The sequence below is a fragment of the Streptomyces sp. NPDC054849 genome, from assembly GCF_053610945.1.
In genome coordinates this window covers 1-25,906 of record NZ_JBSGZI010000015.1, presented here as the reverse complement: position 1 = coordinate 25,906, position 25,906 = coordinate 1, and the positions used below count along the sequence as shown (strand labels likewise).

General features: G+C 71.9%; 26 protein-coding genes. 16 read left to right on the top strand and 10 right to left on the bottom strand.

The features are described from left to right. Positions 1–31 precede the first annotated feature (31 nt). The 5 genes from ACWGIF_RS09620 (at position 32) to ACWGIF_RS09600 (ending at position 2,942) form a co-directional block, all read left to right on the top strand. Entirely contained in the window at positions 32–193 is a 162-nt protein-coding gene (locus ACWGIF_RS09620) for a DUF4177 domain-containing protein (protein ID WP_007264966.1), read from the top strand. Next, positions 190–663 carry a RidA family protein gene (locus ACWGIF_RS09615; protein ID WP_453493583.1) on the top strand — a complete coding sequence of 158 codons (474 nt, stop codon included), beginning with the start codon at positions 190–192 and terminating at the stop codon, positions 661–663. Before ACWGIF_RS09620 ends, ACWGIF_RS09615 begins: the two co-directional genes overlap by 4 nt. A 235-nt stretch (positions 664–898) precedes the next feature. Further along, on the top strand, positions 899–1,804 hold the full coding sequence (locus ACWGIF_RS09610; RefSeq protein WP_453493581.1) for an NUDIX hydrolase: 906 nt from the start codon (positions 899–901) through the stop codon (positions 1,802–1,804). Continuing rightward, the gene (locus tag ACWGIF_RS09605) at positions 1,801–2,646 is read left to right on the top strand and encodes an MBL fold metallo-hydrolase (RefSeq protein ID WP_453493578.1); all 846 of its coding nucleotides are present in this window, start codon (positions 1,801–1,803) and stop codon (positions 2,644–2,646) included. The genes ACWGIF_RS09610 and ACWGIF_RS09605 overlap by 4 nt, the downstream gene beginning before the upstream one ends. Beyond that, positions 2,643–2,942: a hypothetical protein gene (locus ACWGIF_RS09600; RefSeq protein WP_453493575.1), complete on the top strand. Its 300-nt coding sequence runs from the start codon at positions 2,643–2,645 to the stop codon at positions 2,940–2,942. Before ACWGIF_RS09605 ends, ACWGIF_RS09600 begins: the two co-directional genes overlap by 4 nt. A gap of 145 nt (positions 2,943–3,087) precedes the next feature. Here ACWGIF_RS09600 and ACWGIF_RS09595 read toward each other — a convergent pair whose 3' ends face one another. After that, positions 3,088–3,888, bottom strand: coding sequence for a nucleotidyltransferase (locus ACWGIF_RS09595; RefSeq protein ID WP_453493572.1), 801 nt, complete (start codon positions 3,886–3,888; stop codon positions 3,088–3,090). 163 nt (positions 3,889–4,051) lie between these two features. Further along, positions 4,052–4,726, bottom strand: coding sequence for a Crp/Fnr family transcriptional regulator (locus ACWGIF_RS09590; protein ID WP_003981529.1), 675 nt, complete (start codon positions 4,724–4,726; stop codon positions 4,052–4,054). 269 nt (positions 4,727–4,995) lie between these two features. Between ACWGIF_RS09590 and nth the strand changes: the two genes are divergently transcribed. From nth to ACWGIF_RS09575, 3 genes are all read left to right on the top strand, one after another. Beyond that, a complete protein-coding gene (nth, locus tag ACWGIF_RS09585; protein ID WP_453493776.1) occupies positions 4,996–5,844 on the top strand; it encodes an endonuclease III in 849 nt (282 codons plus the stop codon). 156 nt (positions 5,845–6,000) lie between these two features. Next, complete coding sequence (locus tag ACWGIF_RS09580; RefSeq protein ID WP_453493569.1) at positions 6,001–6,735, top strand: NUDIX hydrolase; 735 nt, start codon at positions 6,001–6,003, stop codon at positions 6,733–6,735. Between the two features lie 13 nt (positions 6,736–6,748). Continuing rightward, positions 6,749–7,951 carry a MarP family serine protease gene (locus ACWGIF_RS09575; protein WP_453493566.1) on the top strand — a complete coding sequence of 401 codons (1,203 nt, stop codon included), beginning with the start codon at positions 6,749–6,751 and terminating at the stop codon, positions 7,949–7,951. 21 nt (positions 7,952–7,972) lie between these two features. On the opposite strand, the gene ACWGIF_RS09570 is transcribed toward ACWGIF_RS09575, so the two are convergent. The 6 genes from ACWGIF_RS09570 to ACWGIF_RS09545 form a co-directional block, all read right to left on the bottom strand. Then, entirely contained in the window at positions 7,973–8,146 is a 174-nt protein-coding gene (locus ACWGIF_RS09570) for a hypothetical protein (RefSeq protein WP_453493563.1), read from the bottom strand. A 186-nt stretch (positions 8,147–8,332) separates the two neighbouring features. Next, positions 8,333–9,292, bottom strand: a complete 960-nt coding sequence (locus tag ACWGIF_RS09565; protein WP_453493560.1) for an alpha/beta fold hydrolase — start codon at positions 9,290–9,292, stop codon at positions 8,333–8,335. After that, entirely contained in the window at positions 9,289–9,747 is a 459-nt protein-coding gene (locus ACWGIF_RS09560; protein WP_453493557.1) for a phage holin family protein, read from the bottom strand. Before ACWGIF_RS09560 ends, ACWGIF_RS09565 begins: the two co-directional genes overlap by 4 nt. 53 nt (positions 9,748–9,800) lie before the next feature. Beyond that, positions 9,801–11,237 carry a Na+/H+ antiporter NhaA gene (nhaA, locus tag ACWGIF_RS09555; RefSeq protein ID WP_453493554.1) on the bottom strand — a complete coding sequence of 479 codons (1,437 nt, stop codon included), beginning with the start codon at positions 11,235–11,237 and terminating at the stop codon, positions 9,801–9,803. Between the two features lie 195 nt (positions 11,238–11,432). Beyond that, complete coding sequence (gene acs / locus ACWGIF_RS09550) at positions 11,433–13,430, bottom strand: acetate--CoA ligase (RefSeq protein ID WP_453493552.1); 1,998 nt, start codon at positions 13,428–13,430, stop codon at positions 11,433–11,435. A 176-nt stretch (positions 13,431–13,606) separates the two neighbouring features. After that, positions 13,607–16,084 carry a SulP family inorganic anion transporter gene (locus ACWGIF_RS09545; RefSeq protein ID WP_453493549.1) on the bottom strand — a complete coding sequence of 826 codons (2,478 nt, stop codon included), beginning with the start codon at positions 16,082–16,084 and terminating at the stop codon, positions 13,607–13,609. Positions 16,085–16,319: 235 nt separating this feature from the next. On the opposite strand from ACWGIF_RS09545, the gene ACWGIF_RS09540 reads away from it, so the two are divergent. Beyond that, positions 16,320–17,624: a hypothetical protein gene (locus ACWGIF_RS09540; RefSeq protein WP_453493546.1), complete on the top strand. Its 1,305-nt coding sequence runs from the start codon at positions 16,320–16,322 to the stop codon at positions 17,622–17,624. On the opposite strand, the gene ACWGIF_RS09535 is transcribed toward ACWGIF_RS09540, so the two are convergent. Next, positions 17,578–18,636 (bottom strand): ATP-binding protein, encoded by a 1,059-nt coding sequence (locus tag ACWGIF_RS09535; protein ID WP_453493543.1) that lies wholly within the window; start codon positions 18,634–18,636, stop codon positions 17,578–17,580. The genes ACWGIF_RS09540 and ACWGIF_RS09535 overlap by 47 nt on opposite strands. 109 nt (positions 18,637–18,745) lie before the next feature. On the opposite strand from ACWGIF_RS09535, the gene ACWGIF_RS09530 reads away from it, so the two are divergent. Further along, positions 18,746–19,567 carry an oxidoreductase gene (locus tag ACWGIF_RS09530; protein WP_453493540.1) on the top strand — a complete coding sequence of 274 codons (822 nt, stop codon included), beginning with the start codon at positions 18,746–18,748 and terminating at the stop codon, positions 19,565–19,567. 417 nt (positions 19,568–19,984) lie between these two features. On the opposite strand, the gene ACWGIF_RS09525 is transcribed toward ACWGIF_RS09530, so the two are convergent. Next, positions 19,985–20,860, bottom strand: a complete 876-nt coding sequence (locus tag ACWGIF_RS09525; RefSeq protein ID WP_453493537.1) for an HAD family hydrolase — start codon at positions 20,858–20,860, stop codon at positions 19,985–19,987. A gap of 529 nt (positions 20,861–21,389) precedes the next feature. On the opposite strand from ACWGIF_RS09525, the gene ssd reads away from it, so the two are divergent. The 6 genes from ssd to ACWGIF_RS09495 form a co-directional block, all read left to right on the top strand. Beyond that, a complete protein-coding gene (ssd, locus tag ACWGIF_RS09520; protein ID WP_453493534.1) occupies positions 21,390–22,547 on the top strand; it encodes a septum site-determining protein Ssd in 1,158 nt (385 codons plus the stop codon). Then, positions 22,544–23,692, top strand: coding sequence for a TadA family conjugal transfer-associated ATPase (locus tag ACWGIF_RS09515; protein WP_453493532.1), 1,149 nt, complete (start codon positions 22,544–22,546; stop codon positions 23,690–23,692). Before ssd ends, ACWGIF_RS09515 begins: the two co-directional genes overlap by 4 nt. Continuing rightward, a complete protein-coding gene (locus ACWGIF_RS09510) occupies positions 23,689–24,576 on the top strand; it encodes a type II secretion system F family protein (RefSeq protein WP_453493529.1) in 888 nt (295 codons plus the stop codon). The genes ACWGIF_RS09515 and ACWGIF_RS09510 overlap by 4 nt, the downstream gene beginning before the upstream one ends. Continuing rightward, entirely contained in the window at positions 24,576–25,379 is an 804-nt protein-coding gene (locus tag ACWGIF_RS09505) for a type II secretion system F family protein (RefSeq protein WP_453493526.1), read from the top strand. The genes ACWGIF_RS09510 and ACWGIF_RS09505 overlap by 1 nt, the downstream gene beginning before the upstream one ends. Before the next feature lie 50 nt (positions 25,380–25,429). Further along, positions 25,430–25,627 (top strand): DUF4244 domain-containing protein, encoded by a 198-nt coding sequence (locus ACWGIF_RS09500; protein WP_453493523.1) that lies wholly within the window; start codon positions 25,430–25,432, stop codon positions 25,625–25,627. Then, a partial coding sequence (locus tag ACWGIF_RS09495) for a TadE family type IV pilus minor pilin (RefSeq protein ID WP_453493520.1) occupies positions 25,614–25,906 on the top strand: 293 nt, incomplete at its 3' end. The genes ACWGIF_RS09500 and ACWGIF_RS09495, both read left to right, overlap by 14 nt.

The window sequence follows — 25,906 nt, the reverse complement described above, 5'->3', positions numbered from 1 at the left end:
GCTCCGCATCACAGGCACTACCCTCGCTCCCATGACCAAGAAGTTCGAATATGCGACGGTCCCGCTGCTGGTTCACGCCACCAAGCAGATCCTGGACACCTGGGGCGAGGACGGCTGGGAGCTCGTCCAGGTCGTACCCGGCCCGAACAACCCCGAGCAGCTCGTGGCCTACCTGAAGCGGGAGAAGGCATGACCGGTGTCGTCGACGCGAAGCTGGCCGAGCTCGGCCTGACCCTGCCCGAGGTCGTCCCGCCGCTGGCCACGTACCAGCCGGCCGTGCGGTCGGGCGTGTACGTCTACACCGCGGGCCAGCTCCCGATGGTCAAGGGCAGCATGCCGGTCACCGGCAAGGTCGGTGCCGAGGTCTCGCCGGAGCAGGCGAAGGAGCTGGCCGCCACGTGCGCGCTGAACGCCCTCGCCGCCGTCAAGTCGGTGATCGGCGACCTCGACAAGATCGCGCGTGTCGTGAAGGTCGTCGGCTTCATCGCCTCGGCCCCCGACTTCACGGGCCAGCCGGGCGTGCTGAACGGTGCGAGTGAGCTCCTGGGCGCCATCCTCGGCGACAAGGGCGTCCACGCCCGCAGCGCCGTCGGCGTGGCGGTCCTGCCGTTGGACGCGCCGGTCGAGATCGAGATCCAGGTCGAGCTGGTCGCGGGAGCCTGATCCCTCCGGGAGGGTTCCGCCGGTCGGGTCCGGGTGGGGCGCCGCTGCCGGGGGCTGCGCCCCCGGACCCGCGCACCCCGAACGCCGGCGAGGCCGCAACGAACGCCGGCGAGGCTGCAACAAGGGGCGGGCTCCGGGACGTGGGACCCCGGCGGGCCGGGCATACGCCCGCCCGCGCCGCCTGTCGCACAGGCGGCCCCTCGAACATCGGCCCGGATGGCCGTAGCATCCGGCCATGCCGAATGGTCAGCATGCTCAGCAGCCCCCCGCCGGAGGTCAGTGGTACCCCCCGGAGTGGCCCGACCGCATCCGCGCGCTCGCGAACGGCTCGCTCACCCCGGTGGAACCGCGGCGCGCCGCCACCGTGATGCTCCTGCGCGACACGCCCGCCGGACCCGCCGTGCACATGCTGCGCAGAAGGGCCTCCATGGCGTTCGCCGGGGGCGCGTACGCCTATCCGGGCGGCGGCGTCGACCCGCGCGACGAGGAACACCAGGTCGGCTGGGCGGGGCCCTCGCAGGAGGACTGGGCGGCCCGCCTCGGGACCGATCCCCGTACCGCCCAGGCCATCGTCTGCGGCGCCGTGCGGGAGACCTTCGAGGAGGCGGGCGTCCTGCTCGCCGGGGAGACCCCGGACACCGTCGTCGGCGACACCACCGGTGACGACTGGGAGGCCGACCGGCTGGCCCTGGTGGCGCGGGAGCTGTCCTTCGCGGACTTCCTCGACCGCCGCGGCCTGCGGCTGCGCTCCGACCTGCTCGGGGCGTGGGCGCGCTGGATCACCCCCGAGTTCGAGCCGCGCCGCTACGACACGTGGTTCTTCGTCGCCGCCCTCCCCGAGGGACAGCGCACCCGCAACGCGTCCACCGAGGCCGACCGGACCGTCTGGATCCGCCCGGCGGACGCGGCCGCCGGCTACGACAAGGGCGAGCTGCTGATGATGCCGCCCACCATCTCCACCCTGCGCTCCCTGGAGCCGTACGGGAGCGCCCTCGACGCGCTGACCGCGGCCGCCGCCCAGGACCTCGCGCCGGTCCTGGCCCAGGCCTCGCTGGAGGACGGCGAGCTGGTGCTGAGCTGGCCGGGGCACGACGAGTTCACCAAGCGCGTACGCCCCGGCCGTCCAGGAGGCCCCGCATGACCGAAGCCGCCGCACTTCCCGGACAGCCCCGCGGTGTCGTCACCTCCGGGCCCGCGACCGCCCGCGCGGTGAACGTCCTGGCCCCCAACGCCTCCGCGATGACCCTGGACGGCACCAACACCTGGCTGCTCTCCGAGCCCGGCTCCGACCTCGCCGTCGTGATCGACCCCGGCCCGCTGGACGACGGACACCTGAGGGCGGTCATCGCCACCGCCGAGCAGGCGGGCAAGCGGATCGCCCTGACCCTGCTGACCCACGGCCACCCCGACCACGCCGAGGGCGCGGGCCGCTTCGCCGAGCTCACCGGCACGAAGGTCCGCGCCCTGGACCCGGCCCTGCGCCTCGGCGACGAGGGCCTGGCCGCCGGGGACGTGATCCGCACGGGCGGGCTGGAGCTGCGCGTGGTCCCGACCCCGGGCCACACCAGCGACTCGCTCTGCTTCCACCTGCCCGCCGACCGGGCCGTGCTGACCGGCGACACCATCCTGGGCCGCGGCACCACCGTCGTCGCCCACCCCGACGGACGCCTCGGCGACTACCTGGACTCCCTGCGGCGCCTGCGTTCGCTCGCCGTGGACGACGGGGTGCACACCGTCCTGCCCGGCCACGGGCCGGTCCTGGAGGACGCGCAGGGCGTCGTCGAGTACTACCTGGCCCACCGGGCGCACCGGCTCGCGCAGGTGGAGACGGCCGTCGAGAACGGCTTCGTGACGCCCGCGGCGGTCGTCGAGCACGTCTACGCGGACGTGGACCGCTCCCTGTGGCCGGCCGCCGAATGGTCCGTTCGGGCGCAGCTCGAGTACCTTCAAGATCACGGACTGATTCCTGGAGGGCCCGAATGAACACCGTGTTCCTGCTGGTCATGCTGGTTGCCACGGCCGGATGGATCACCTCGACGGTGACCCTGCGGGTGCAGAACCTGCAGCTCAAGGCGGACCGGATGGAGCGGCGCCTGGCCCTGGTGCTGGACCACTTCGGCATCGAGGAGCCGGAGCCGGCGGGGATGGACGAGGTACGCGCGCTGCTGACGGCCGACCGGCAGATCTCGGCGATCAAGGCCTACCGCCGGATCACCGGCGCGGGCCTGGCGGAGGCCAAGCTGGCCGTCGACGCCCTCGCGGTCACCAAGGAGTCATGAGGGGCTGAGCGAGCCCCTGAGGCCCTGAACCTCCCCTGAGCGCCCTGAACCCCCTGAACCCTGAGCCGCCCGAGCCCTGTGTGGCTCCTGAGGGCTCTGGGAGCCCTGAGGCGGACCAGGAACGCCCGGAGGTGGTGAACACCTCTCAGCGGGGCGTCTTCGTGCCGTGTCGGGCCGTGTACTCGTCGGCGAGCCAGGGTCCGAGGTCCTCGACGTACGCGCGCAGCACGGCCGGGTCCTCGACCGGGTCCCGCGCCACGGCCGCCGCGGCCCGCATCTGGGCCGCGCGCTCCGGGTAGTACGCGCCGAAGATCTCCGCGGACTCGGCGAGGTCGCCGGTCCAGCCGCCCCACCGGGGCATCACGAGCGTGAAGCCGGCGCGTACCAGGTGCCCTGCGAGGAGCCGGCTCAGGTTCCGGTACTGCTCGGGGGTCGACGCCGCCTGTACCTGCGTGCGCCATCCGGTCAGTACGTCGGCCAGGTCGCCGTTGGTCTCGCGGGCGAGCCGGCCGTCGGGGCGGTAGCGCGGAAGGTGCTCGGCCAGGTCCGCGCCGAGCAGCGGTGTACACAGGCAGGCGAGGAACCATCCCAGGTCGAATCGTTTCGCCTCGCTGAGCACGGCGGCTTTGCCCTGGAGCAGGATGCCGACCCCGTCTACCTCCTCGAAGTCCTCGTCGAGCCCGCGCGCGAGCACCTCGGCGGTGTCCCGGTCCTCGTCGGAGGGTGCGTGGTGCAGGACGAGCAGCAGGTCGAGGCCGGACCGCCCGGGCCGGGCCGTCCCGCGCGGCACGGACCCGTAGAGGTACGCACTGTGCAGCCGCCGCCCGTACGCCTCGCGGGTCCGCTCCCGCGCGGCCGCCACGACGCTCCAGAAGTCGTCCTGCACCCGCCCGAGGGACCCCTCCCGTTCGACGTACCCGGAAGCGTCCAGCCCTCTGCGCTCCATACATCCACTGTGCACGGACCCCCGCGGAGCAGGCCCCGCCGGCATTCGGCGGCGCGAGGGCTGTGGGGCTCTGGCGGCAGAGCTCCCGTAACGCGCAGCACGCCGACATGCGAAAGGGGCCCCACCCCATCGGGCAGGACCCCTCCAACTGCCGAGACCGGCGTCAGCGAGACCGCTTCGCGAGGCGCTCCACGTCCAGCAGGATCACCGCACGCGCCTCCAGGCGCAGCCAGCCGCGGCCCGCGAAGTCGGCCAGGGCCTTGTTCACGGTTTCGCGCGAGGCGCCGACGAGCTGTGCGAGCTCCTCCTGCGTGAGGTCGTGCACCACGTGGATGCCCTCCTCCGACTGCACGCCGAACCGGCGCGACAGGTCGAGGAGAGCCCGCGCCACACGGCCGGGAACGTCGGAGAAGACCAGGTCGGACATCTGGTCGTTGGTCTTGCGCAGGCGCCGGGCGACGGCGCGCAGCAGCGCGGTCGCGACCTCGGGCCGGGCGTTTAGCCAGGGCTGCAGGTCGCCGTGGCCGAGGCCGAGCAGCTTGACCTCGGTCAGCGCGGTCGCGGTGGCGGTGCGCGGGCCCGGGTCGAAGAGCGACAGCTCGCCGATCAGCTCGCCGGGGCCGAGGACGGCCAGCATGTTCTCGCGACCGTCGGGGGAGGTGCGGTGCAGCTTCACCTTGCCCTCGGTCACGACATACAGCCGGTCGCCGGGGTCGCCCTCGTGGAACAGGGCGTCACCGCGTGCGAGGGTCACCTCGCCCATGGAGGCGCGGAGCTCCGCGGCCTGCTCGTCATCGAGCGCCGCGAAGAGCGGGGCGCGCCGCAGAACGTCGTCCACGAGTCTCTCTCCTATGTCGACCAGCTCAGGGGACCGTGCTCCCCATTTTGCCGGACGGCTCAAACAGTGCGATCAGTCACAAGGATGCCGGACGGACGGCCGTGCTGTGCGGCGAGAGACCAATCGGGGTGGTGTTACCTGAGGTCCGGGCGGGTGTCAGCGCCCGGCCTTAGGCTGGCCGGGTGTCCAATAAGCCGGTGAGAGCACAGGCCAAGGGGTCCGCAGGAGTGACGGAGACCCAAAATTCAGCCGTGGGCGAACACGCCCCGATGGAGGCGTCCGCGACGGCCGCCTCGGCCCCGCAGGGCAAAGTTTCGGCCAAGAAAGCGAAGGCGGCCACGCCGGAATCGCGCCTGGCCATGGTGCGCAGGGCCCGGCGGATCAACCGTGAGCTGGCCGAGATCTATCCGTACGCCCATCCGGAACTCGACTTCCGCAACCCCTTCGAGCTGCTCGTCGCGACGGTGTTGTCCGCACAGACCACCGACCTGAGGGTGAACCAGACGACCCCTGCCCTCTTCGCCGCCTACCCGACCCCCGAGGACATGGCCGCGGCCGTCCCCGAGGATCTGGAGGAGCTCATCCGGCCGACCGGGTTCTTCCGGGCAAAGTCACGGTCCCTCCTCGGCCTCTCGCAGGCCCTGCGGGACAACTTCGGCGGGGAGGTGCCGGGCCGGATCGAGGACCTGGTGACGCTGCCCGGAGTGGGCCGCAAGACCGCGAACGTGGTCCTCGGCAATGCGTTCGGTGTCCCGGGGATCACCGTGGACACCCACTTCGGCCGCCTGGTGCGCCGCTGGAAGTGGACCGAGCAGGAGGATCCGGAGAAGGTCGAGGCGGAGATCTGCGCGATCTTCCCGAAGAGCGAGTGGACGATGCTCTCGCACCGGGTCGTCTTCCACGGCCGCCGCATCTGCCACGCGCGCAGGCCCGCCTGCGGGGCCTGCCCGATCGCGCCGCTCTGCCCGGCGTACGGGGAGGGCGAGACCGACCCTGAGAAGGCGAAGAAGCTGCTCAAGTACGAGAAGGGCGGCCAGCCGGGCCAGCGGCTGACCCCGCCTCCGGACTATCCGGGCCTGCCGGCCCCGCCGCTCGGGGCCGCTCCGACGCCGTCCTGAGCGCGGCCCCGGGCGCCTCTTCGGCGCAGGGGCTCCTGTCCGGCCTCGCCGGGCTGTGAGGCGCGGGGTTCGGGCGAACCCCCGCAGTGATGCTGTACCTGAGGAACGAATCGGTACCCGCACCGCGTTTGGCGGTGTGGGAGCTCACGGACAGGGATGCCTATGACGCGCGGTAGCGGTAGCGGTACACGGGACGAGACGGCAGCGGGAGCCCGCACTGACGGCGGCATCGTCCTCAGTGCGGACGGCCTGCCGGATTGGCTCGACCCCGTCGTCGCGGCCGCGCAGACGGTCCAGCCGCGGCAGCTGAGCCGGTTTCTGCCGCCCGAGGACGGCCGCGGGCGGCAGTCAGCCGTGCTCGTCCTCTTCGGTGAGGGCCCGCGCGGCCCCGAACTGCTCCTCATGGAACGCGCCGGCACCCTGCGCTCGCACGCGGGCCAGCCGTCCTTCCCCGGCGGCGCACTGGATCCGGAGGACGGCGATCCGCAGACCACCGGCCCACTGCGCGCCGCGCTGCGCGAGGCCGAGGAGGAGACCGGACTCGACCCTTCCGGTGTCCAGCTCTTCGGAGTGCTGCCCCGTCTCTACATTCCCGTCAGCGAGTTCGTCGTGACCCCCGTCCTCGGCTGGTGGCGCGAGCCCAGCCCCGTCGGCGCCGTGGACCCGGCCGAGACGGCCCGGGTCTTCACGGTTCCCGTGGCCGATCTCACGGATCCCGAGCACCGGGTCACGGTCGCCCACCCGAGCGGCCACCTGGGGCCGGGCTTCACCGTCGAATCGGCTCTGGTCTGGGGTTTCACGGCCGGGGTGATCGACCGGATCCTGCACTTCGCGGGCTGGGAGCGCCCCTGGGACCGCTCGCGGCACGTGCCGCTCGACTGGCGCGCATGAGACGGTGGCCCACGTGAACGTGCTGGACATCCTGTTGCTGCTCGCGGCCGTGTGGTTCGCGATCGTCGGCTACCGCCAGGGCTTCGTCGTCGGCATCCTGTCGGTGATCGGCTTCCTCGGCGGTGGTCTCATCGCCGTGTCCCTGCTCCCGCTGATCTGGGACCGGGTGACGGACAACGGCACCCAGGTGTCCACCACGGTGGTCGTCATCGCCGTCGTCGTGATCATCATCTGTGCCTCGATCGGCCAGGCCCTGACCACCCATCTCGGCAGCAAGCTCCGCCGCCAGATCACGTGGTCGCCGGCGCGCGCGCTCGACGCGACCGGCGGCGCCCTGGTGAACGTGGTCGCGATGCTGCTGGTGGCCTGGCTGATCGGTTCGGCGCTCGCCGGGACCTCGCTTCCCACCCTGGGCAAGGAGGTCCGCAACTCCAAGGTGCTCCTGGGCGTGTCTCGGGTGCTGCCCGACCAGGCGAACACCTGGTTCTCGGAGTTCAGTTCCACCCTCGCGCGCAACGGCTTCCCCCAGGTGTTCAGCCCGTTCTCCAACGAGCCGATCACCGAGGTGCAGGCGCCCGACCCGGGGCTCGCGCGCAGCCCGGTCGCCGAGGTCGCCAAGGGCTCGATCGTGAAGGTCGTCGGCACCGCGCCCAGCTGCAGCAAGGTGCTGGAGGGCACGGGCTTCGTCTTCGCGTCCGGCAAGGTGATGACCAACGCGCACGTCGTCGGCGGGGTCGGCGAGCCGACCGTGCAGATCGGCGGAGAGGGCAGGCTCTACGACGGCAAGGTCGTGCTCTACGACTGGGAGCGCGACATCGCCGTCCTGGACGTGCCCAAGCTGAAGGCCCCGGTGCTGGAGTTCGCCGACAAGGACGCGGCGAGCGGCAGCGACGCGATCGTCGCCGGCTTCCCGGAGAACGGCGCGTACGACGTCCGCGCGGCCCGTGTCCGCGGGCGGATCAACGCCAACGGCCCGGACATCTATCACCGCGGCACGGTCCGACGGGACGTCTACTCGCTGTACGCGACCGTCCGCCAGGGCAACTCCGGCGGGCCGCTGCTGACGCCCGACGGCAAGGTCTACGGGGTCGTCTTCGCGAAGTCCCTCGACGACCCGAACACCGGTTACGTGCTGACGGTGGACGAGATCCAGGACGACATCCGGATCGGCAAGGTCGCCAACCGGCGGGTCGAGAGCCAGGGCTGCGCCCTCTGAGGCGCCGCTCCCGGCGGGTCCCTACGTCCGCGGATGGCGCAGGCGCGCGGAGACCCAGCGGGCCCGGCGGCGCAGGATGCGGGGAATGTCGAGGCGGAGGTCGTGGCCGTGTCGGCCGGCCCTCTCGTGGGTGCCCGGCGTAGCTGCCGAGCGGCGTTCGTGCGCGGTGTCACCGTAGTCGTGCGTCCAGCTCATACTCCGAGCTGTGCCCGTGCCCCAAGGTCCGTAACCCCGTCAGGCGCGGCCAATTGGCCTATGCGCCAGGCAATTGAATGCCCGTAAGACGAACAGATGAGCCAACTGCCGCTCGTTCGGGGGGTGGAGGGCGCTCCACCACGGCCGTCCGGACGGCCGCCCGGACGCGGCCCGGCCGGCCTCCGGTCAGCGGTCCGGCTCGGGGTCCTTGAGCCAGTTCACCAGCTCGGTCGAGAAGGCCACCGGGTCCTCCTCGTGCGGGAAGTGCCCGAGCCCGTCGAACAGCCGCCACCGGTACGGGGCTTCGACGTATTCACCGGAACCGGCCGCACTCCGCGTCCGCATCACCGGGTCGAGCGAACCGTGCAGATGCAGCGTCGGCACCCGCACCGGCCGCTTCATCCGCCGGTTGAACTGGAGCCCGTCCGGCCGCGCCATCGACCGCATCATCCAGCGGTACGGCTCGACGGAGCAGTGCGCGGTGGACGGGATGCACATGGCCCGCCGGTACACGGCGAGGTCCTCGTCCTCGGGCGGCCGAGGCCCCGACCAGTCCCGGATCAAATCCCCCACCAGGGCCCCGCCGTCGGCGACGAGCTGCCGCTCGGGGACGAACGGACGCTGGAAGCCCCAGATGTGGGAACTCGCCCGCGTCTGCCCGAAGTCCGACAGCATCGCGGAGCGCCAGCGGCGCGGATGCGGCATGGACGAGACGACGAGCCGGCGCACCAGCTTGGGCCGCATCACGGCCGCCGTCCAGGCCAGGTACCCGCCCAGGTCGTGCCCGACGAGCGCGGCGTCCGGCTCGCCGAGGGACCGTACGACCCCGGTGATGTCGAGCGCCAGGTTGGCGGGATCGTAGCCGCGCGGTGTGCGGTCGCTGCCGCCCACCCCGCGCAGGTCCATCGCGACCGCCCGGTACCCGGCGTCGGCGAGCGCGGTCAGCTGGTGCCGCCAGGTCCACCAGAACTGCGGGAAGCCGTGCAGCAGCAGCACCAACGGCCCGTCACCCAGTTCGGCGACGTGGAAGCGGGCGCCGTTGGCGGCGACGTCCCGGTGCGTCACCGCTTTTCCACCGGGCAGGTCGAGCCGTACGGCCGTGGCGGCCGTGGGGGGAACGCTGGAGTCCGGAGTGGGCGCTGTCATGAGGACGAGCGTGCCACACCCACAGCCTTGTCACTCACCGGCCGCGGGTGCGGCTTGACGGTCCCGACCACCGCGGCGGTCAGCTTGACGGAGGCGATGGACTTCTCCGGCGGCTTGACCTTCTTGAACTTCCGTACGGCGATCAGCGCGAGCACACCCGCGATCAGCAGGAACGCGGCGCCGACGATGAGGAAGGACCATGCGAGCCCGAGCCCCAGGTTGTGGATCCCGTACGCCGCGGCGAACGTCAGCACCGGGAGGGAGAAGACCGCGAACACCCCTGCGACGACGAGGGAGGCGGAGCCGCTGCCCACGCGCTTGACGTCCTCGCGGATCTCCGCCTTGGCGAGGGCGATCTCGTCGTGCACCAGCGCGGACATCTCGGCGGTGGCCGAGGCGACCAGCTGGCCGAGTGTGCGCTCGGCTCCCTGTGCCTCTTGGTCCACTGCGCTCATCGCTCTCTCCCTCTGTCGTCTGCTGCCGGGCGTGTCCTGCGTCGTCAGTCAGATCATGCCGGACGGTCGCCCTCGGTGGTGGACCCGGCCGCGGTTCGGGGCGCGGTGGCGCCCGCCTCCTCGGCCCTGCGGCGGTGTTCCGCGGCCCGGTCCTCGTAGATCCTGGCCATCCGGAGGTGGTAGTCGGGATTGTCCTGTTCGTAGATGTCCGGGATGCCGTCGAGGTCCTCGTCGCGCTCCTCGGCGTCGGTGAGTGCCTTGTACCTGCGGTTGCGGAGCTTGAGCAGGACGCACGCGATCACGGCGGCGATGAGGGAGCCGATCAGGACGGCCGCCTTGACCTCGCCGGTGAGGGCCGGGTCGCCGGCGAAGGCGAGTTCGCCGATCAGGAGGGAGACGGTGAAGCCGATGCCGGCGAGCGAGGCCACGGCGAGCACGTCGGGCCAGGCGAGGTCCTCGTTCAGCTCGGCCCTGGTGAAGCGGGCGGCCAGCCAGGTGCCGCCGAAGATGCCGACCGTCTTGCCGACGACGAGGCCGAGGACCACGCCGAGGGTCTCGGGCCGGGTGAAGACCTGGGCGATGGCCTCGTCGGAGAGCGGGACCCCGGCGGAGAACAAGGCGAAGAGGGGCACGGCGAGACCGGCCGAGACGGGCCGGACCAGGTGCTCGATGTGCTCGCCGGGGGACTGCTGTTCGCCGTCCCTGCGGGTGCAGCGGAGCATCAGGCCCATGGCCACGCCGGCGATGGTGGCGTGGACGCCGCTGTTGTACATCAGGCCCCAGATGACCAGGGCCAGCGGTACGTAGACGTACCAGCCGTGGACGCCCCGGCGGAGCAGGAACCAGAAGAGGACCAGGCCCACGACCGCGCCGCCGAGCGCCAGGAAGTCGATCTCCTGGGTGAAGAACACCGCGATGATCAGGATGGCGAAGAGGTCGTCGACGACCGCGAGGGTCAGCAGGAAGGCGCGCAGGGCCGACGGCAGCGAGGTGCCGATGACGGCGAGGACGGCGAGCGCGAAGGCGATGTCGGTGGCGGTCGGGACCGCCCAGCCGTCCATCGAACCGTTGCCGGCGGTGTTGACCACGACGTAGACCAGCGCGGGTACGGCCATGCCGCACACGGCGGCGATCACCGGGAGAGCGGCCGCCTTGGCATCGCGCAGGTCGCCTGCGACGAGTTCGCGCTTGAGCTCGATGCCGGCGACGAAGAAGAAGACGGCGAGGAGCCCGTCGGCCGCCCAGTGCTGCAGCGAGAGGTCCAGGCCGAGGGAGGCGGGGCCGATGTGGAAGGACCCGACGCTCGCGTAGCTCTCCGAGACGGCGGGGATGTTCGCCCAGAGGAGGGCCGCGATCGCGGCCACGAGCAGCAGGACCCCGCCGACCGTTTCGGCGCGCAGGGCATCGGCGACGAAGCGGCGCTCGGGCAGCGAGAGCCGGCCGAGCAGGGTGCGGCGGCTCTTGTGGTCGGTGGGGCTGGGCGCTGCCACGAGGGGAAACCTCCGGGGGGCGGTTGGACGGCATGGCGAAGCTCATTGCCGACCAGACTTCCCGGCGCACCCTGTGGTCTTTCTTTATGCTTTCAAGATTTTACAGAGTGAACGCGAGGACGCATCCGGTGATCATCACTTTATGCGCGGAAGGGGCACTCTGCGCGGCGCGCAGGGTGCCCCTTCCGGTGTGTCTCAGTCCTCGCTGCCGGCGGCCGGAAGCTTCCTCTGGATCAGGTCCATGACCGAGGAGTCGGCGAGCGTGGTGACGTCGCCGACCGCGCGGTCCTCCGCCACGTCACGCAGCAGGCGGCGCATGATCTTGCCGGAGCGGGTCTTCGGCAGTTCCTGCACCGGGACGATCCGCTTCGGTTTGGCGATCGGGCCGAGCGTGGCACCCACGTGGTTGCGCAGCTCGCCGACGAGCGTGTCGGTCTCGGAGGCGCTGCCACGCAGGATGACGAAGGCCACGATGGCCTGGCCGGTGGTCTCGTCCTTCGCGCCGACGACCGCCGCCTCGGCGACGGAGGGGTGCGAGACGAGGGCCGACTCGACCTCGGTGGTCGAGATGTTGTGGCCGGAGACCAGCATGACGTCGTCCACCCGGCCGAGCAGCCAGATGTCGCCGTCGTCGTCCTTCTTGGCGCCGTCGCCCGCGAAGTACTTGCCCTCGAAGCGCGACCAGTAGGTGTCGATGAACCGCTGGTCATCGCCCCAGATGGTGCGCAGCATCGACGGCCACGGCTCGGTGAGGACCAGGTAGCCGCCCCCGCCGTCGGGGACCTCGTTCGCCTCGTCGTCGACGACGGTGGCGGAGATTCCCGGCAGGGCGCGCTGTGCGGAGCCCGGCTTGGTGGCGGTGACGCCCGGCAGCGGGGAGATCATCATCGCGCCGGTCTCGGTCTGCCACCAGGTGTCCACGATCGGGCAGCGGTCGCCGCCGATGTGCTTGCGGTACCAGATCCAGGCTTCGGGGTTGATCGGCTCGCCGACCGAGCCCAGTACGCGCAGGCTCGACAGGTCGAACTTCGCGGGGATGTCGTCGCCCCACTTCATGAACGTACGGATCGCCGTGGGAGCCGTGTAGAGGATGGTGACGCCGTACTTCTGCACGACCTCCCAGAAGCGGCCCTGGTGCGGGGTGTCCGGCGTGCCCTCGTACATCACCTGGGTGGCGCCGTTCGCGAGCGGCCCGTAGACGATGTAGGAGTGCCCGGTCACCCAGCCGATGTCGGCCGTGCACCAGTAGACGTCGGTCTCCGGCTTCAGGTCGAAGACCGCGTGGTGGGTGTACGCGGTCTGCGTGAGGTAGCCGCCCGAGGTGTGCAGGATGCCCTTCGGCTTACCCGTGGTCCCCGAGGTGTAGAGGATGAAGAGCGGGTGCTCGGCGTCGAAGGCCTGCGGGGTGTGGTCGGCGGACTGGCGCCCGACCGCCTCGTGCCACCAGATGTCGCGGCCCTCGGTGAAGGCGGTGTCCTGGCCGGTGCGGCGCACGACGAGCACGTGCTCGACCTGCGGGCACTTGGCGACGGCCTCGTCGATGGCGGGCTTCAGGGCGGTGGGCTTGCCGCGTCGGTAGCCGCCGTCGGCGGTGATGACCAGCTTGGCGTCCGCGTCCTGGATGCGGGAGGCCACGGCGTCGGCGGAGAACCCGCCGAAGACCACGGAGTGCGCGGCGCCGACGCGGGCGCACGCGAGCATCGCGACGACCGCCTCGGGGATCATCGGCAGATAGACGGCGACCCGGTCGCCGGCCTCGACACCCAGCTCGGTCAGGGCGTTGGCGGCCTTGGAGACCTCGTCCTTGAGCTCGGCGTAGGTGATCGCGCGGCTGTCGCCGGGCTCGCCCTCGAAGTGGATGGCGACGCGGTCCCCGTTGCCGGCCTCGACGTGGCGGTCCACGCAGTTGTACGCGACGTTCAGCTTGCCGTCCGCGAACCACTTCGCGAAGGGCGGGTTCGTCCAGTCGAGCGTCTCGGTCGGCTCGGTGGCCCAGGTCAGACGCCGGGCCTGCTCGGCCCAGAAGCCCAGCCGGTCCGCGTCGGCCTGTGCGTACGCAGCCTCTTTCACATTGGCGGCGGCGGCCAGATCGGCGGGCGGTGCGAACCGCCGCTCCTCCTTGAGCAGATTGGCCAGGCTCTCATTGCTCACGACATCTCCCTTTCCCAGGGTGTCCGTTGTGTCCCCGGGCATAGCTCATCAGTCAGCGGCCCAGGTGACAAGGGGTAGCCGCGAATTGGTTTAGACCTATATCACGAGTCGGCCCGCACGAGAACGGCGTGCGAATGGCCCCTTCCCGACGCAGGGTGCGAGAAGAGGCCACACGATGGCACGGATACGGGAGGCTACCGGTTCACCGGCGCCGCGGTTCAGGCGTGCTGACCCACGCTGTCGAAAACCCGGCAGTCGAAGAAGTCCTCACCTTCGGACAGCAGATACGCCTGCGCCTCGCCCACGTGGAAGTACATCCCGTGCAGCTCCAGGGTGCCCTCGGCGAGTCGCCGGGCCACCGATTCGTGGGCCCGCAGGTGCTCCAGCTGCTGGACCACATTGGTCAGGCACAGCTGCTCCACCGCGTCCGCCGGGAGCCGGCCCGAGATCCGGGCCCAGGCGTGGTGGCGGCTGGCCATCCGCTCCAGGCTGGGCAGCCCGTGCCGCAGCCAGCGGCGCAGCGGGGTCATCGGCACCCCCGGCGCGGAGCTGAGCAGGGCCTGCATGGCCCCGCAGCCCGAGTGCCCGCACACCGTGATGCTGTCCACCTTCAGCACGTCCACGGCGTACTCGATCGCCGCCGCGACGGAGTCGTCCGTGGACTCCGCGCCGGGCAGCGGCACCAGATTGCCGACGTTGCGGACCGTGAAGAGGTCACCCGGCCCGCTGGCCGTGATCATGCTGGTCACCAGGCGCGAGTCCGCGCAGGTGAGGAAGAGCTGGGAGGGCCGCTGCCCCTCGCGGGCCAGCCGGGCCAGCTCGTCCCGGACGTGCGGAGCCGTATCGCGCTGGAAGGCGCTGATCCCACTGGCCAGCTGGCCGGCGCCGCGCCGCCGGGGGGTCGGCGCGGGGGCCTGTGTCCCGGAGGTCTGTGCCCCGGAGTCCTGTGCCCCGGCGGCCTGAGGATCCGTGGCCGCCGCTGCCGCCATGGCCGAGGCGGTGGCCGTACGGGTACCCGTCGGACGGTGGTCGCAGTGGTTCTGCCAGGGGGTCCAGGGCCGACAGCACTGGTGCACCCCGCGCTGGGCACCGCGGCGGGACCGGCCGGTGTGGTGGCTCCCGTCGGCCCCTTCGGTTCCGTGGGCCCCTTCGGTTCCGTCGGCAGCGTCCGTTCCGTCGGCGGGGTCGCCGCCGGCGAGCCGGGCCGCAGCTCCGGAGCGGCCGGTGACCTCCAGCGAGCCCCCGTGCGCCAGGTGGGACTCCTGCCAGTCGTGCAGCGTCTCGTAGGCCGCGTGGTCCATGAAGGAGCCGTCCAGCTCGATCACCGCGTGCGCGTCGTGTGGAATCTGGTTCAGCACCCGGCTCAGCCGCGGGACCGCGAGGAAGGTCAACTGCCCGCGTGCCCGCACCAGGTGCGTCCCGTCGTCCAGCCGTTCCGCGGTGATCCGGGTCCGGGCGAGCCGGTGCAGGGCCAGGGCGACGGCCACCGCGATGCCGATGGCCACGCCCTCCAGGACCCCGCCGAGCACCACGGCCGCGATCGTCGTGCCGTAGACCAGGATCTCCCGGTGCCGGGTGACACTGCGCATGTGCGTGATGCTGACCATCTGCACGCCCACCGCCATCACCAGGGCGGCCAGCGCGGCCAGCGGGATCAGGTCGAGGGCGGGGACCAGCAGACCGGCCGCGAGCAGCACCCAGAACCCGTGCAGCATGGCCGATTTCCGACTGGCCGCACCTGACTTGACGTTCGCCACACTGCGGACGGCCACACCGGTGATGGGCAGGCCGCCGAGGGCCCCGGAGACGATGTTCGCCGCCCCCTGACCCCGCAGTTCCCGGTTGAGGTCGGCGCGCGGCGGGCGGTTGCCCGTACGGCGCTCGGAGGCGATGAGCTTGTCGGTCGCGACCGCGGAGAGCAGCGACTCCACGCTGCCGACCAGGGTGATGGTCAGTACGGCGGCGATGAGGCCGAGGATCGGCCCCTGGGGCAGCTCGGGCAGGGCGTGGCTGCTCCAGGACGGCAGGTCCACCCGGGGCAGGCTGAGCCCGGCCAGCGCCGCGAAGACGGTGGCCGTGGCGACGGCGGCGAGAGCTGCCGGCACCTTGCGCAGGGCGTGGCCCACCCGTCCGGGCAGCCGCGGCCAGCCGAGCAGGACGATCAGGGTCAGCGCGCTGATGCCGAGGGCGACCGGGTGCAGGTCGGCCAACTGTCCGGGAAGGCCGAGGACGTTGGCCACGGCCGAACTCTGAGGCGTGCCGCCGAGCACGATGTGCAGCTGGGCCAGCGCGATGGTCACGCCGATGCCCGCGAGCATGCCGTGCACGATGGCGGGGCTGACCATGAGCGCCGACCGGGCGGTGCGCAGGAAGGCGAGGCCGAGCTGGCAGACACCGGCGAGCACGGTGATGGCGCACGTGGTCCGCCACCCGTAGTGCTGGATCAACTCGGCGGTGACCACGGTGAGTCCGGCGGCGGGCCCGCTCACCTGGAGCGGAGCGCCGCCGAGACGCCCGGCCACGATCCCGCCGACGGCCGCGGCGACCAGACCGGCCTGGAGTGGGGCTCCGGTGGCCAGGGCGATGCCGAGGGAGAGCGGCAGGGCGATCAGGAAGACGGCGATGGAGGCGGAGAGATCGGCGGGGAGATCCTTGCGGATCTTGTCGGTCGTGCGTGTGGTGGAGGTGGCTGTCATAGGTTCCCGTCTCCTCGGGGGAGGGATGAAGCGGCGGGAGTCTCAACACTCAGTAAATGGACGGTAATGGAGAGTAAAGGCGAGTGGGGGATTATTCGGGCAAATGGCCTATGAATTACCACTCAAGAGTGATTAAGCATTTTGTCCGGCTTGTCCTACCTATCTCACATAGGGCCGCATGGGACGTTGCAGCGCGGAAGTCCTGCGATGGAACTGCGAGGGAGAGGTGGGGCGGATGATCGCCGCCACGAAGAAGATCGCCGGCGGCGTGGTCGCCACGGCGCTGGTCCTGGGGGTCGCCGGGTGCAGCACCTCGGAACCCGCCAAGTCCGCGGCTCCCGGGGCCCCGAACGTGCGCAAGGGAGCCGCTGCGGAGGCTCCCGGCAGCGTCAACCGGCCCATCGGCGACGGCTCGACGGCCTACACCGGCCCCCAGCCGAACGTACAGAAGCCGCAGAAGCTGAAGCCCGGGGAAAAGCCGCCGCAGTTCGTGGTGTTCTCGTGGGACGGGGCCGGCGAGGACAGCCAGAAGCTCTTCTCGCACTTCCGCGAGGTCGGCAAGAAGTACAACGCCCGCATGACGTACTTCCTCAGCGGCGTCTATCTGCTCCCGGAGGAGAAACGCTCCCTCTACATCGCGCCGCAGCACGCGCCCGGCCGCTCCGACATCGGCTTCGGCGACCTCCAGGGCATCAAGGACACCGCCACCCAGCTCCGCGCGGCCTGGCTGGAGGGCAATGAGATCGGCACCCACTTCAACGGGCACTTCTGCGGGCCCGACGGCGGTGTCGGCACGTGGTCCGTCGACGAGTGGAAGAGCGAGATCAAGCAGGCCAAGTCCTTCGTCAAGAACTGGAAGACCAATGCGGGCCTGAAGAACCTGGAAGCGCTCCCCTTCGACTACGACAAGGAGCTCATCGGCGCCCGCACACCCTGTCTCGAAGGCCAGAAGAACTTCATGCTGGCCGCGAAGGACCTGGGCTTCCGCTACGACTCCAGCGGCATCAGCAAGCAGATCTGGCCCAGGAAGACGGACGGGCTCTGGGACATCCCGCTGCAGCTGGTCCCCATGCCGGGCCGCGCCTTCGACACCCTGAGCATGGACTACAACTACATGGTCAACCAGTCCGGAACGACCTCGCAGGGCGACCCCTCGCAGCACAAGTACTGGGGCGACCAGATGCGCGACGGCCTGCGGCAGGCCTTCGACCGGGTCTACCAGGGCAACCGCGCACCGCTGATCATCGGCAACCACTTCGAGTCCTGGAACGGCGGCACCTACATGCGTGCCGTCGAGGAGTCCATCAAGGGCATGTGCACCCAGAAGGACGTCCGCTGCGTGCCGTTCCGGGAGCTGGTGGACTGGCTGGACGCCCAGGACCCCAAGACCCTGGAGTGGATGCGCACCCTCGATGTCGGCGAGACGCCGAAGGAGGGCTGGGCGAAGTTCATGACCGCGGGGCCGCCGGCGGCGCCGGCCGCCCCCGCAGGTGTCACGCCGGCTGCGGAGCCGGCCGGTGAGAGCGAGGACGAGGGCTGACGAGCGCCTCGTTGCCGTCGGGCTCCTCCAGGTGCCGGGGACCTTCGAGGCCCTCGCGCAGGACGAAATCGGAGTCGACCTGGTCCGCCAGGTCGACCCCGGTCTTGGCGTTGCCCCAGCTCTCCGCGTTCTTGAGGTGGAAGCGCACCATCTGTTCGGTGTAACGGCTCCAGTCGCGGTGCGCGTACGAGTCGTCGGCGGCGTCCTGGAGTGTCTGGAGGGCGAACCGGTTGGTCGCCTCCAGCAGCTCGAAGGCGGCCGGGCGGCCCTTCTCCATCGCCCGTACCCAGTCCGAGTGCCCGACGGTGACCAGCAGGTCCTCGCCCACCTCGTCCTGGAGGAACTCGATGTCCTCGGGACCCTGCACCTTGTTGCCGACGACCTTGAGCGCGACCCCGAAGTCCCGTGCGTACTCCTTGTACTGGCGGTAGACGGAGACGCCCTTGCGGGTCGGCTCGGCGACCAGGAAGGTCATGTCGAAGCGGGTGAACATGCCCGAGGCGAAGGAGTCGGAGCCGGCCGTCATGTCGACGACCACGTACTCGTCCGGTCCGTCGACGAGGTGGTTGAGGCAGAGTTCGACCGCACCGACCTTGGAGTGATAGCAGGCCACGCCCAGGTCGGCCTCGGTGAACGGCCCGGTGGCCATGAGCCGTACGGGCTCCCCGTCGAGCAGAAGCGTGTGCGCGCAGGCCTCGTACACCGGGTTGTCCTCGGTGACCCGCAGCAGGCGCGAGCCCCGGCCGGGAGGGGTGGTCTTGATCATCGTGTCGGCTGACGCGATGCGGGGATTGGAGCCCCGCAGGTACTCCTTGATCAGGGGCAGGTGCGCGCCCAGGGCGGGCAGGGCGGCGGCCTCGTCCTCGCCGAGTCCGAGTGCGGCGCCCAGGTGCTGGTTGATGTCGGCGTCCACCGCGACGACGGGGGCCTCATTGGCGGCGAGGTGGCGGATGAAGAGGGAGGACAGCGTCGTCTTGCCGCTGCCGCCCTTTCCCACGAAAGCGATCTTCATGTTCACCAAGGGTAGTGGGTCAGTCGCGTTGTGTTGTCAAGGTGAGTGAAGAAGACCACTCCAACGAGGGGTCGGTGCTATGGGTGCGCAGTGCGTAGGCTCCCTACTTATGAGTAGCGCTTCTGACCCGCTGGCCGCACTGGCAGGGCTGCCGGGTGTCGCCGAGTCCGTGGATTCCGTACGCAAGGCAGTGGACCGGGTCTACGGGCACCGGGTGATGCGTCGCCGCAGTGGCGAGATCACCTCGGAGGCCGCCCTGCGCGGCGCCCGCGGGAGCGCGGCGCTGTCCGGCGCGGACTGGGCTCTGGAGGAGGTGCGCCGCCGGACCGACTTCGGGTCGGAGCCGGAGGCGTTGACGGTGGGCGCCGCCCTGCGGCTCACGGCGGAGGCCGGCCAGCTGCTGAGCATCTGGCGCCAGTCGCCGCTGCGCGTCCTGGCACGCCTCCACCTCGTGGCGTCGGGTTCGACGGCGCAGGGGGACGTGGTGGGCCGCCCCCGCCTGGCGGGCGAGCCGGTGGTGGAGCCCCTGGTGGAACTTCCGCTGCCGAGCGCGGAAGAAGTCGCCGGCCGGCTGGACGGCCTGTCCCGTCTGGTCATCGCGGGCGGCTCCGCCCCGGCCCTGATCACGGCGGCGGTGGTACACGGCGAACTGCTGGCCCTGCGTCCCTTCGCCTCGTACAACGGGCTGGTCGCGCGGGCGGCCGAGCGCATCGTCCTGATCAACAGCGGCCTGGACCCGAAGGCCATCTGCCCGGCTGAGGTCGGCCATGCGGAGCAGGGGCGCGAGGCCTATCTGGCCGCCTTCGAGGGCTACGTCTCCGGCACGCCGGAGGGGATGGCCGCCTGGATCGCCCACTGTGGCCGTGCGATCGAGCTCGGTGTCCGCGAGTCGACGGCGGTCTGCGAAGCCCTGCAGCGCGGCGCCGCCTGAGCCCGCTCCGGAGCGTTTCGGCTCTTCGGAGGGCTTCGGCGCGGGTGTCGGCCTCAGACCTGCCCCGGACATGGGTTGCGGCGACACCGTACTGCTTTGGTGTCGCCGCTGGCATTTACGCCCAGTTACCAAGCGTCCTCGAAAGTTGCCCATCAGGTCGGGGTCTTTGCCCGTTACCTGGTGCGGCTGGCCCGTAATCGACGGGTCGACGTCGCGTGGGTGCTCGGCGCTCATGCATCGGTCCGTGGGCCTTACTGCGTTTTAAAGATGATCCTCTCGGATGTTCTTTGGTCTCGCGGGCCGTTGCTTTATTTGTACTCCGCTTGGGAGCTATGCGGAAGCCCTGGCCCCACTTTTTACTTTCCAGGATGAGGCAGGGCGAACCGGAGAGCGCATATCGCCGGCAGATCAGGACATTCAGGAAGGCGAGACGGCGGCCAGAGCGTGGGCACGGCGCCGACTCGCGTACCAGACCAGACCCGCTGTGGCGGCTGCCGCACCCACGGCGGCCGCGGCGACCAGCGCCGGCCGCGTCGGCATCGACAGCCCGGGCAGCCGCTGCTTCAGTCGCACCGGCCGGTTGAAGACCAGGACCGGCCAGTCGCGGGCCACCGCCTCCCGGCGCAGCGCGCGGTCGGGATTGACGGCGTGCGGGTGTCCGACCGCTTCGAGCATCGGGACGTCGGTGGCCGAGTCGCTGTAGGCGTAACACCGGGCGAGGTCGTACCCCTCGGACTCCGCGAGCTCGCGTACGGCCTCCGCCTTGGTGGGGCCGTAGGCGTAGTACTCGATCTCGCCGGTGAAACAACCGTCGTCGCCCACGACCATGCGTGTGGCGACGACCCGGTCCGCACCGAGCATCTCGCCGATCGGCTCGACCACCTCCGCGCCGGAGGTCGACACGATCACCACGTCGCGGCCGGCCATGTGATGGGCTTCGATGAGGGAGGCGGCCTCGTCGTAGATGATCGGGTCGATGAGGTCGTGCAGGGTCTCCGCGACGATCTCCCGTACCTGCTGCACGTTCCACCCCTTGCAGAGGGCGGACAGGTACTCCCGCATCCGTTCCATCTGATCGTGATCGGCGCCGCCGGCCAGGAAGATGAACTGCGTGTACGCGGTGCGCAACACGGCTCGCCGGTTGATCAGGCCGCCTTGGTAGAAGGACTTGCTGAACGTCAAGGTGCTCGACTTCGCAATGACCGTCTTGTCCAGATCGAAGAAGGCTGCGGTGCGAGGCGAGGAGTGCGGCAAGGGCTGATTTTCCACGCACCGAGCATATGCGCCCACCATTCGGCGTAAGGTGTGGCGCGTGGGTTTGCCTGAGAAGGCTCTCGGGTACACCATGGAAGTCACGGATCGTTCGCGACCGTGCTAACCCGGTCTGGCTCCTCCCCCCCCGAGTCGGACCGTGGGGACGACCCCCGCTCTCCCCCCCGGCGGGGGTCGTCGCATGTCCGGACGCGGTTCGCGTCCCTGCCTTCGGCCCCAGGTGACCATCCCTCCGGCCCTTCCCCTCGCGCGGGGCGACCCGGCGAAGGCCCTCACCCCCTCAGACTCGTGACGGTGCGTAGTGGTTCCGCCGCGCTCCGGAACTCACCTGGGCGGGTGACCGGGTTATTCACAATCGATGGGTTGTCCACAGTTATCGAGCAAGATCCACTCCTTTTTCCTGATCGCTGCACGGTGATTCCAGCCGCGATGTCCGCGGTGCTGGATTTTCAGTGAGAAGGGGGCGGAGATCGTGGCTCGATCGAAGTCGTGTGAAACGCCGGAGTCCGTGGTCGGAAGGGGGACGGGGGCCGGGGCGGGCGTCGGGCCCGTGGCCGGGGCCACCCCCGGCGGCGGGCGGCCGCTGATCATCACCGAGGACCCCCTGCTGCTCGACGACCTGCTGAGGCTGTGCGCGGCCGCGGGCGCAGAGCCGCACGTGCACCATGCGGTGCCCGAGCAGAGCGGGGCGGCAGCGGAGGAGGACGGCGGTCTCGCCGGAAGCGCTGCGGGAGGCGCAAGCGGCGGCAGTGCAGCGGGCGTTGCCTGGGAAGCCGCGCCCCTCGTGCTGGTCGGGGACGACGCCGCCCGGCGTGTGCGAGGGGCGCCCCGCAGGGACGGGGTGTTCCTCGTCGGCCGGGACCTGGACGACCCGCTCGTGTGGCAGCGGGCGGTGGAGATCGGCGCCGAGGAGGTGCTGCGGCTCCCCGACGCCGAGAGCCAGCTCGTCGACCGCATCGCCGACGTCGTGGAAGGGGCTGGGCGGCCCGCCCTCGCCGTCGGGGTGATCGGCGGCAGCGGCGGGGCCGGAGCCTCCACCCTCGCCTGCGCACTCGCCGTCCGGGCAGCCCGCGCCGGGGAGCGGACCATCCTCATCGACGGCGATCCGCTGGGCGGCGGCATGGACGTACTGCTCGGCGGTGAGAGCGCCGAAGGGCTGCGCTGGCCGGACTTCGCCGGCTCGCGGGGCAGGGTCGGCGCCGGAGCGCTGGAGGAGTCCCTGCCCGAGCTGCACGCCCTGCGGGTGCTCAGCTGGGACCGCGGGGACCGGGTGGTGGTGCCGCCCGCCGCGATGCGGTCGGTGGTGGCGGCGGCGCGCCGCCGGGGCGGGGTCGTCGTGGTCGACCTCCCCCGGAGGGTGGACGAAGCCGTGGCCGAGGTGCTGGCACAGCTCGACCTGGTGCTGATGGTGGTGCCCGGCGAGCTGCGGGCCGTGGCCGCCGCGGGCCGGGTGGCCGCCGGGGTGCGGATGGTGGCCCGGGACGTGCGCGTGGTCGTACGGGGCCGCTGCCCGGGCGGTCTCGAAGCCGAGGCCGTGGCCGGGCTGCTGGGGGCGCCGCTGGCCGGCGAGGTGCCGGTCGAGGTGGGGTTGCCGGGACGGGTGGCCGAGGGCGAACCGCCGGGCGCGCAGGGCCGGGGCGCGCTGGCCCGCTTCTGCGACGGCTTCTGGCAGCGGGCGCTCGGCGCCGCCCAGGGGGTGCCGGCATGAGCGCCGTACTCCTGGACGCGGTGCGCCGGCGGCTCGCCGAGAGCGGGGCAGAGCCGACCCCGGCGCGGGTGGCGGCGGCCCTGCGAGCCCAGGGCCGGCTGCTCGGGGATGCCGAAGTGCTCGGTGTGGCAGCCGAGCTGCGCTCCGAACTGGTCGGCGCGGGGCCCCTGGAGGCGCTGCTCGCCGACCCGGAGGTCACCGATGTGCTGGTGGCGGCCCCCGATCGGGTGTGGGTGGACCGCGGTGGCGGGCTGGAGCTGACCGGGGTGACCTTCGCCGACGCCGAGGCCGTGCGCAGGCTCGCCCAGCGGCTGGCCGCCGTCGCGGGGCGGCGCCTCGACGACGCCCGGCCCTGGGTGGACGCCCGGATGCCGGACGGCACCCGGCTGCATGCCGTGCTGCCCCCCGTCTCCGTCGGCTCGGCCTGCCTCTCGCTGAGGGTGGTGCGGCCGCGGGCCTTCACCCTGGAGGAACTCGTCGCGGCGGGGACACTGCCGCCCGGCGGGCACCGGCTGCTCCGGGACATGGTCGAGGCCCGGCTGTCTTTCCTCGTCTCCGGTGGCACCGGGACGGGCAAAACCACTCTGCTCAGCGCCCTGTTGGGGCTCGTCGGCCCCGGCGAGCGGATCGTGCTGGCAGAGGATTCGGCCGAGCTGCGCCCCAACCATCCGCACGTGGTGCGGCTGGAGACCCGGCCGGCCAACCAGGAGGGGGCGGGCCTGGTCACGTTGGCGGACCTGGTCCGGCAGGCGCTGCGGATGCGGCCCGACCGGCTGGTGGTCGGCGAGGTGCGGGGCGCTGAAGTGGCGGACCTGCTCGCCGCGCTGAACACCGGGCACGAGGGGGGCTGCGGCACGGTCCACGCCAATGCCGCCGCTCATGTCCCGGCCCGGCTGGAGGCGCTCGGGACGGCCGCCGGGCTCGACCGGGCTTCCCTCCACAGCCAGCTGGCCGCCGCGCTCACCCTGGTGCTCCACCTGGTCCGGGACCGGGAGGGGCGGCGCCGGCTGGCCGAGGTGCACGTGCTGGAGCGGGACGCCGCCGGGCTGGTGGTCACCGTACCGGCGCTGCGCTGGTCCGCCCGGGGCTTCGTACGGGAGCGGGGCTGGGAGCGGCTCCGTCCACTGCTGCGAGGTGCCCGGTGAGCGCCGGGGCGGGGCTGTCGGTGCCACTGTTCGCCGGGGTGCTGTGTGCCGGAGCGGCCGCCTGGGGGCTCGCCGGGGGCGGCGACCGGGTGTCCCGGCGGGCCCGGGTGGTGCTCGCGGCGGGCGGTGCCGTGGTTCCGGGAGGGCCGGTGCGCTGGGATCGGCTGCTGAGCGCCGTACGGGTGCGGGCTGCGCACTGGCGGGAGTGGGCCTGTCTCGGGGCCGGGCTCGTGGTCGCGGTTCTCGGAGGGTCGGTGATCCCCCTGCTGGCGGGAGCGGCCGCGGTACCGGTGGTGCGGCGGTGGCTCCGGGTGCGGGCCAGGGAGCGGGCCAGGGCGGCGCGGGCCGCCGAGGTGGTGGCCCTGTGCGGGGCGGCGGTGGGCGAGCTGCGTGCGGGGGCCCAGCCCGGACAGGCGCTGACGGCGGCGATGCGGAGGACGGCTGCGGGTCCCGGCGGGCCGGGGCCGGCGGAGGCGGGCGTCCTGGCCGCCGCGGCGTTCGGCGGGGACGTGCCCGGGGCGCTGCGTCAGGCGGCGCGGGAGCCCGGTGCGGAGGGATTGGCCGGGATGGCGGCCTGCTGGCGGGTGTCGGTGGACGGCGGTGCGGGACTGGCCGCCGGGCTCGACCGGCTGGAGGGTGCCCTGCGGGCCGAGCGGGACCGGCAGGAGTCGCTGCGGGCCCAGCTGGCGGGGGCGCGGTCCACGGTCGTGGTGCTCGCCCTGCTGCCGCTGGTGGGCCTGCTGATCGGCACGGGGCTGGGCGCGGATCCGCTGCGGGTGCTGTTGCACACCCCGATGGGGTGGGGCTGCCTGGCGGCGGGCGGGGTGCTGGAGGTGCTGGGACTGCTGTGGTGTCGCCACATCGTCCGGGCGGTGGAGCGGTGATGGGCGGCTTGGGCGGTGGAGCGGTGATGGGCGGCTTCTTCGTCCACAGGCTGGGGATGGCCCTGTGCCTCGGACTGGTGGCGCTGTGGGCGGTGTCGGCGGTGTCGGCGCAGATCAGGGCGCGCGCGGACCGGCGCAGGATCGCGGCCCTGCTGGGGGCGCAGACCGGCCTGCGCGGGCCGGTGTTCGGCTCGCGGGTACGGGGCGTGGCGGCGGCATGGGCGGGGCCGGCCGGGGTACTGCTGGCGGGCTGGTTGCTCGTCGGCGGGGTGGCGGGTGCGGCCGTCGGAGGTCTGGCCGCGGTCGGGGTGAGGCGTTGGCAGGCCAGGGCCCGGCCGCCGGCCGCAGTGGATCCGAGGGAGGCGGAGCGACAGCTGCCGTTGGCCGCTGATCTGTTGGCCGCGTGCCTGGCGGCCGGAGCGGGCCCCGTGGTCGCCGCGGAGGTGGTCGGGGAGTCGCTGGGCGGCCCGGTGGGCGAGCGGCTGGCGAGGGCCGGGGCGGAGCTGCGGCTCGGCGGCGAACCGGGCGCCGGGTGGGGGACGTTGGCCGAGATACCGGGGGCCCGGCCGCTGGCGGAATGCCTGGAACGGGCCGCCCGGACGGGCGCGCCCGCGGCGCAGCCGGTCTCCCGCCTCGCGTCGGGGCTCCGGGAGGAGCGGGCCCGCCGGGCGGGAGCCAGGGCGCAGCGGGCGGCGGTCCTCGTCACCGCACCGGTGGGGCTGTGTTTCCTCCCCGCTTTTCTCGCGATCGGGGTCGCTCCGGTGGTGATCGGTATGGCCTCGGAACTTCTCTCGAACACCTGAAATCGCATGGACCACAAACGTCAACAACGGAAATCCAGCAGGGGGTTGTCATGAGGATCATCTGGTTTCGCATGCGGACGGCGCTGAGCGGTCGCCGGGGCGATGCGGGCATGTCCACGTCGGAATACGCCATGGGCACCATCGCGGCCTGCGCATTCGCGGCCGTTCTCTACAAGGTGGTGACGAGTGAAGTCGTCGCCACGGCCCTTCAGTCGACCATTGGAAAGGCGCTCGATGTGCCGTTCTGAGGGGAAGCCCCGGGAGGGTCGCGCAACGGCGGACCGGGGATATGTGACGGCCGAGGCCGCCTTGGTGATCCCGGCGCTGGTGCTGTTCGCGGCGCTTCTGGTGTGGGCGTTGATGGCAGCGGCCGCGCAGATCCGATGTGTGGACGCGGCCCGGGCAGGCGCCCGGGCGGCGTCCAGGTCGGAACCGGCGGAGGTGGCAGTCGCGGCGGCCCGGGCGGGCCCGCCGACCGGGGGGCGGGGGGTGGGCGAGCGGGTGGGGGGGCGCGTGCGGGGGGCGGT

Bases quoted from the DNA above. Each gene is read 5' to 3' on its own strand.
- ACWGIF_RS09620 (WP_007264966.1), top strand. From the start codon at position 32: ATGACCAAGAAGTTCGAATATGCGACGGTCCCGCTGCTGGTTCACGCC.
- ACWGIF_RS09615 (WP_453493583.1), top strand. From the start codon at position 190: ATGACCGGTGTCGTCGACGCGAAGCTGGCCGAGCTCGGCCTGACCCTG.
- ACWGIF_RS09610 (WP_453493581.1), top strand. From the start codon at position 899: ATGCCGAATGGTCAGCATGCTCAGCAGCCCCCCGCCGGAGGTCAGTGG.
- ACWGIF_RS09605 (WP_453493578.1), top strand. From the start codon at position 1,801: ATGACCGAAGCCGCCGCACTTCCCGGACAGCCCCGCGGTGTCGTCACC.
- ACWGIF_RS09600 (WP_453493575.1), top strand. From the start codon at position 2,643: ATGAACACCGTGTTCCTGCTGGTCATGCTGGTTGCCACGGCCGGATGG.
- ACWGIF_RS09595 (WP_453493572.1), bottom strand. From the start codon at position 3,888: ATGGAGCGCAGAGGGCTGGACGCTTCCGGGTACGTCGAACGGGAGGGG.
- nth (WP_453493776.1), top strand. From the start codon at position 4,996: ATGGAGGCGTCCGCGACGGCCGCCTCGGCCCCGCAGGGCAAAGTTTCG.
- ACWGIF_RS09580 (WP_453493569.1), top strand. From the start codon at position 6,001: ATGCCTATGACGCGCGGTAGCGGTAGCGGTACACGGGACGAGACGGCA.
- ACWGIF_RS09570 (WP_453493563.1), bottom strand. From the start codon at position 8,146: ATGAGCTGGACGCACGACTACGGTGACACCGCGCACGAACGCCGCTCG.
- ACWGIF_RS09565 (WP_453493560.1), bottom strand. From the start codon at position 9,292: ATGACAGCGCCCACTCCGGACTCCAGCGTTCCCCCCACGGCCGCCACG.
- ACWGIF_RS09560 (WP_453493557.1), bottom strand. From the start codon at position 9,747: ATGAGCGCAGTGGACCAAGAGGCACAGGGAGCCGAGCGCACACTCGGC.
- acs (WP_453493552.1), bottom strand. From the start codon at position 13,430: ATGCCCGGGGACACAACGGACACCCTGGGAAAGGGAGATGTCGTGAGC.
- ACWGIF_RS09545 (WP_453493549.1), bottom strand. From the start codon at position 16,084: ATGACAGCCACCTCCACCACACGCACGACCGACAAGATCCGCAAGGAT.
- ACWGIF_RS09540 (WP_453493546.1), top strand. From the start codon at position 16,320: ATGATCGCCGCCACGAAGAAGATCGCCGGCGGCGTGGTCGCCACGGCG.
- ACWGIF_RS09535 (WP_453493543.1), bottom strand. From the start codon at position 18,636: ATGAAGATCGCTTTCGTGGGAAAGGGCGGCAGCGGCAAGACGACGCTG.
- ACWGIF_RS09530 (WP_453493540.1), top strand. From the start codon at position 18,746: ATGAGTAGCGCTTCTGACCCGCTGGCCGCACTGGCAGGGCTGCCGGGT.
- ACWGIF_RS09525 (WP_453493537.1), bottom strand. From the start codon at position 20,860: ATGGTGGGCGCATATGCTCGGTGCGTGGAAAATCAGCCCTTGCCGCAC.
- ACWGIF_RS09515 (WP_453493532.1), top strand. From the start codon at position 22,544: ATGAGCGCCGTACTCCTGGACGCGGTGCGCCGGCGGCTCGCCGAGAGC.
- ACWGIF_RS09505 (WP_453493526.1), top strand. From the start codon at position 24,576: ATGGGCGGCTTGGGCGGTGGAGCGGTGATGGGCGGCTTCTTCGTCCAC.
- ACWGIF_RS09500 (WP_453493523.1), top strand. From the start codon at position 25,430: ATGAGGATCATCTGGTTTCGCATGCGGACGGCGCTGAGCGGTCGCCGG.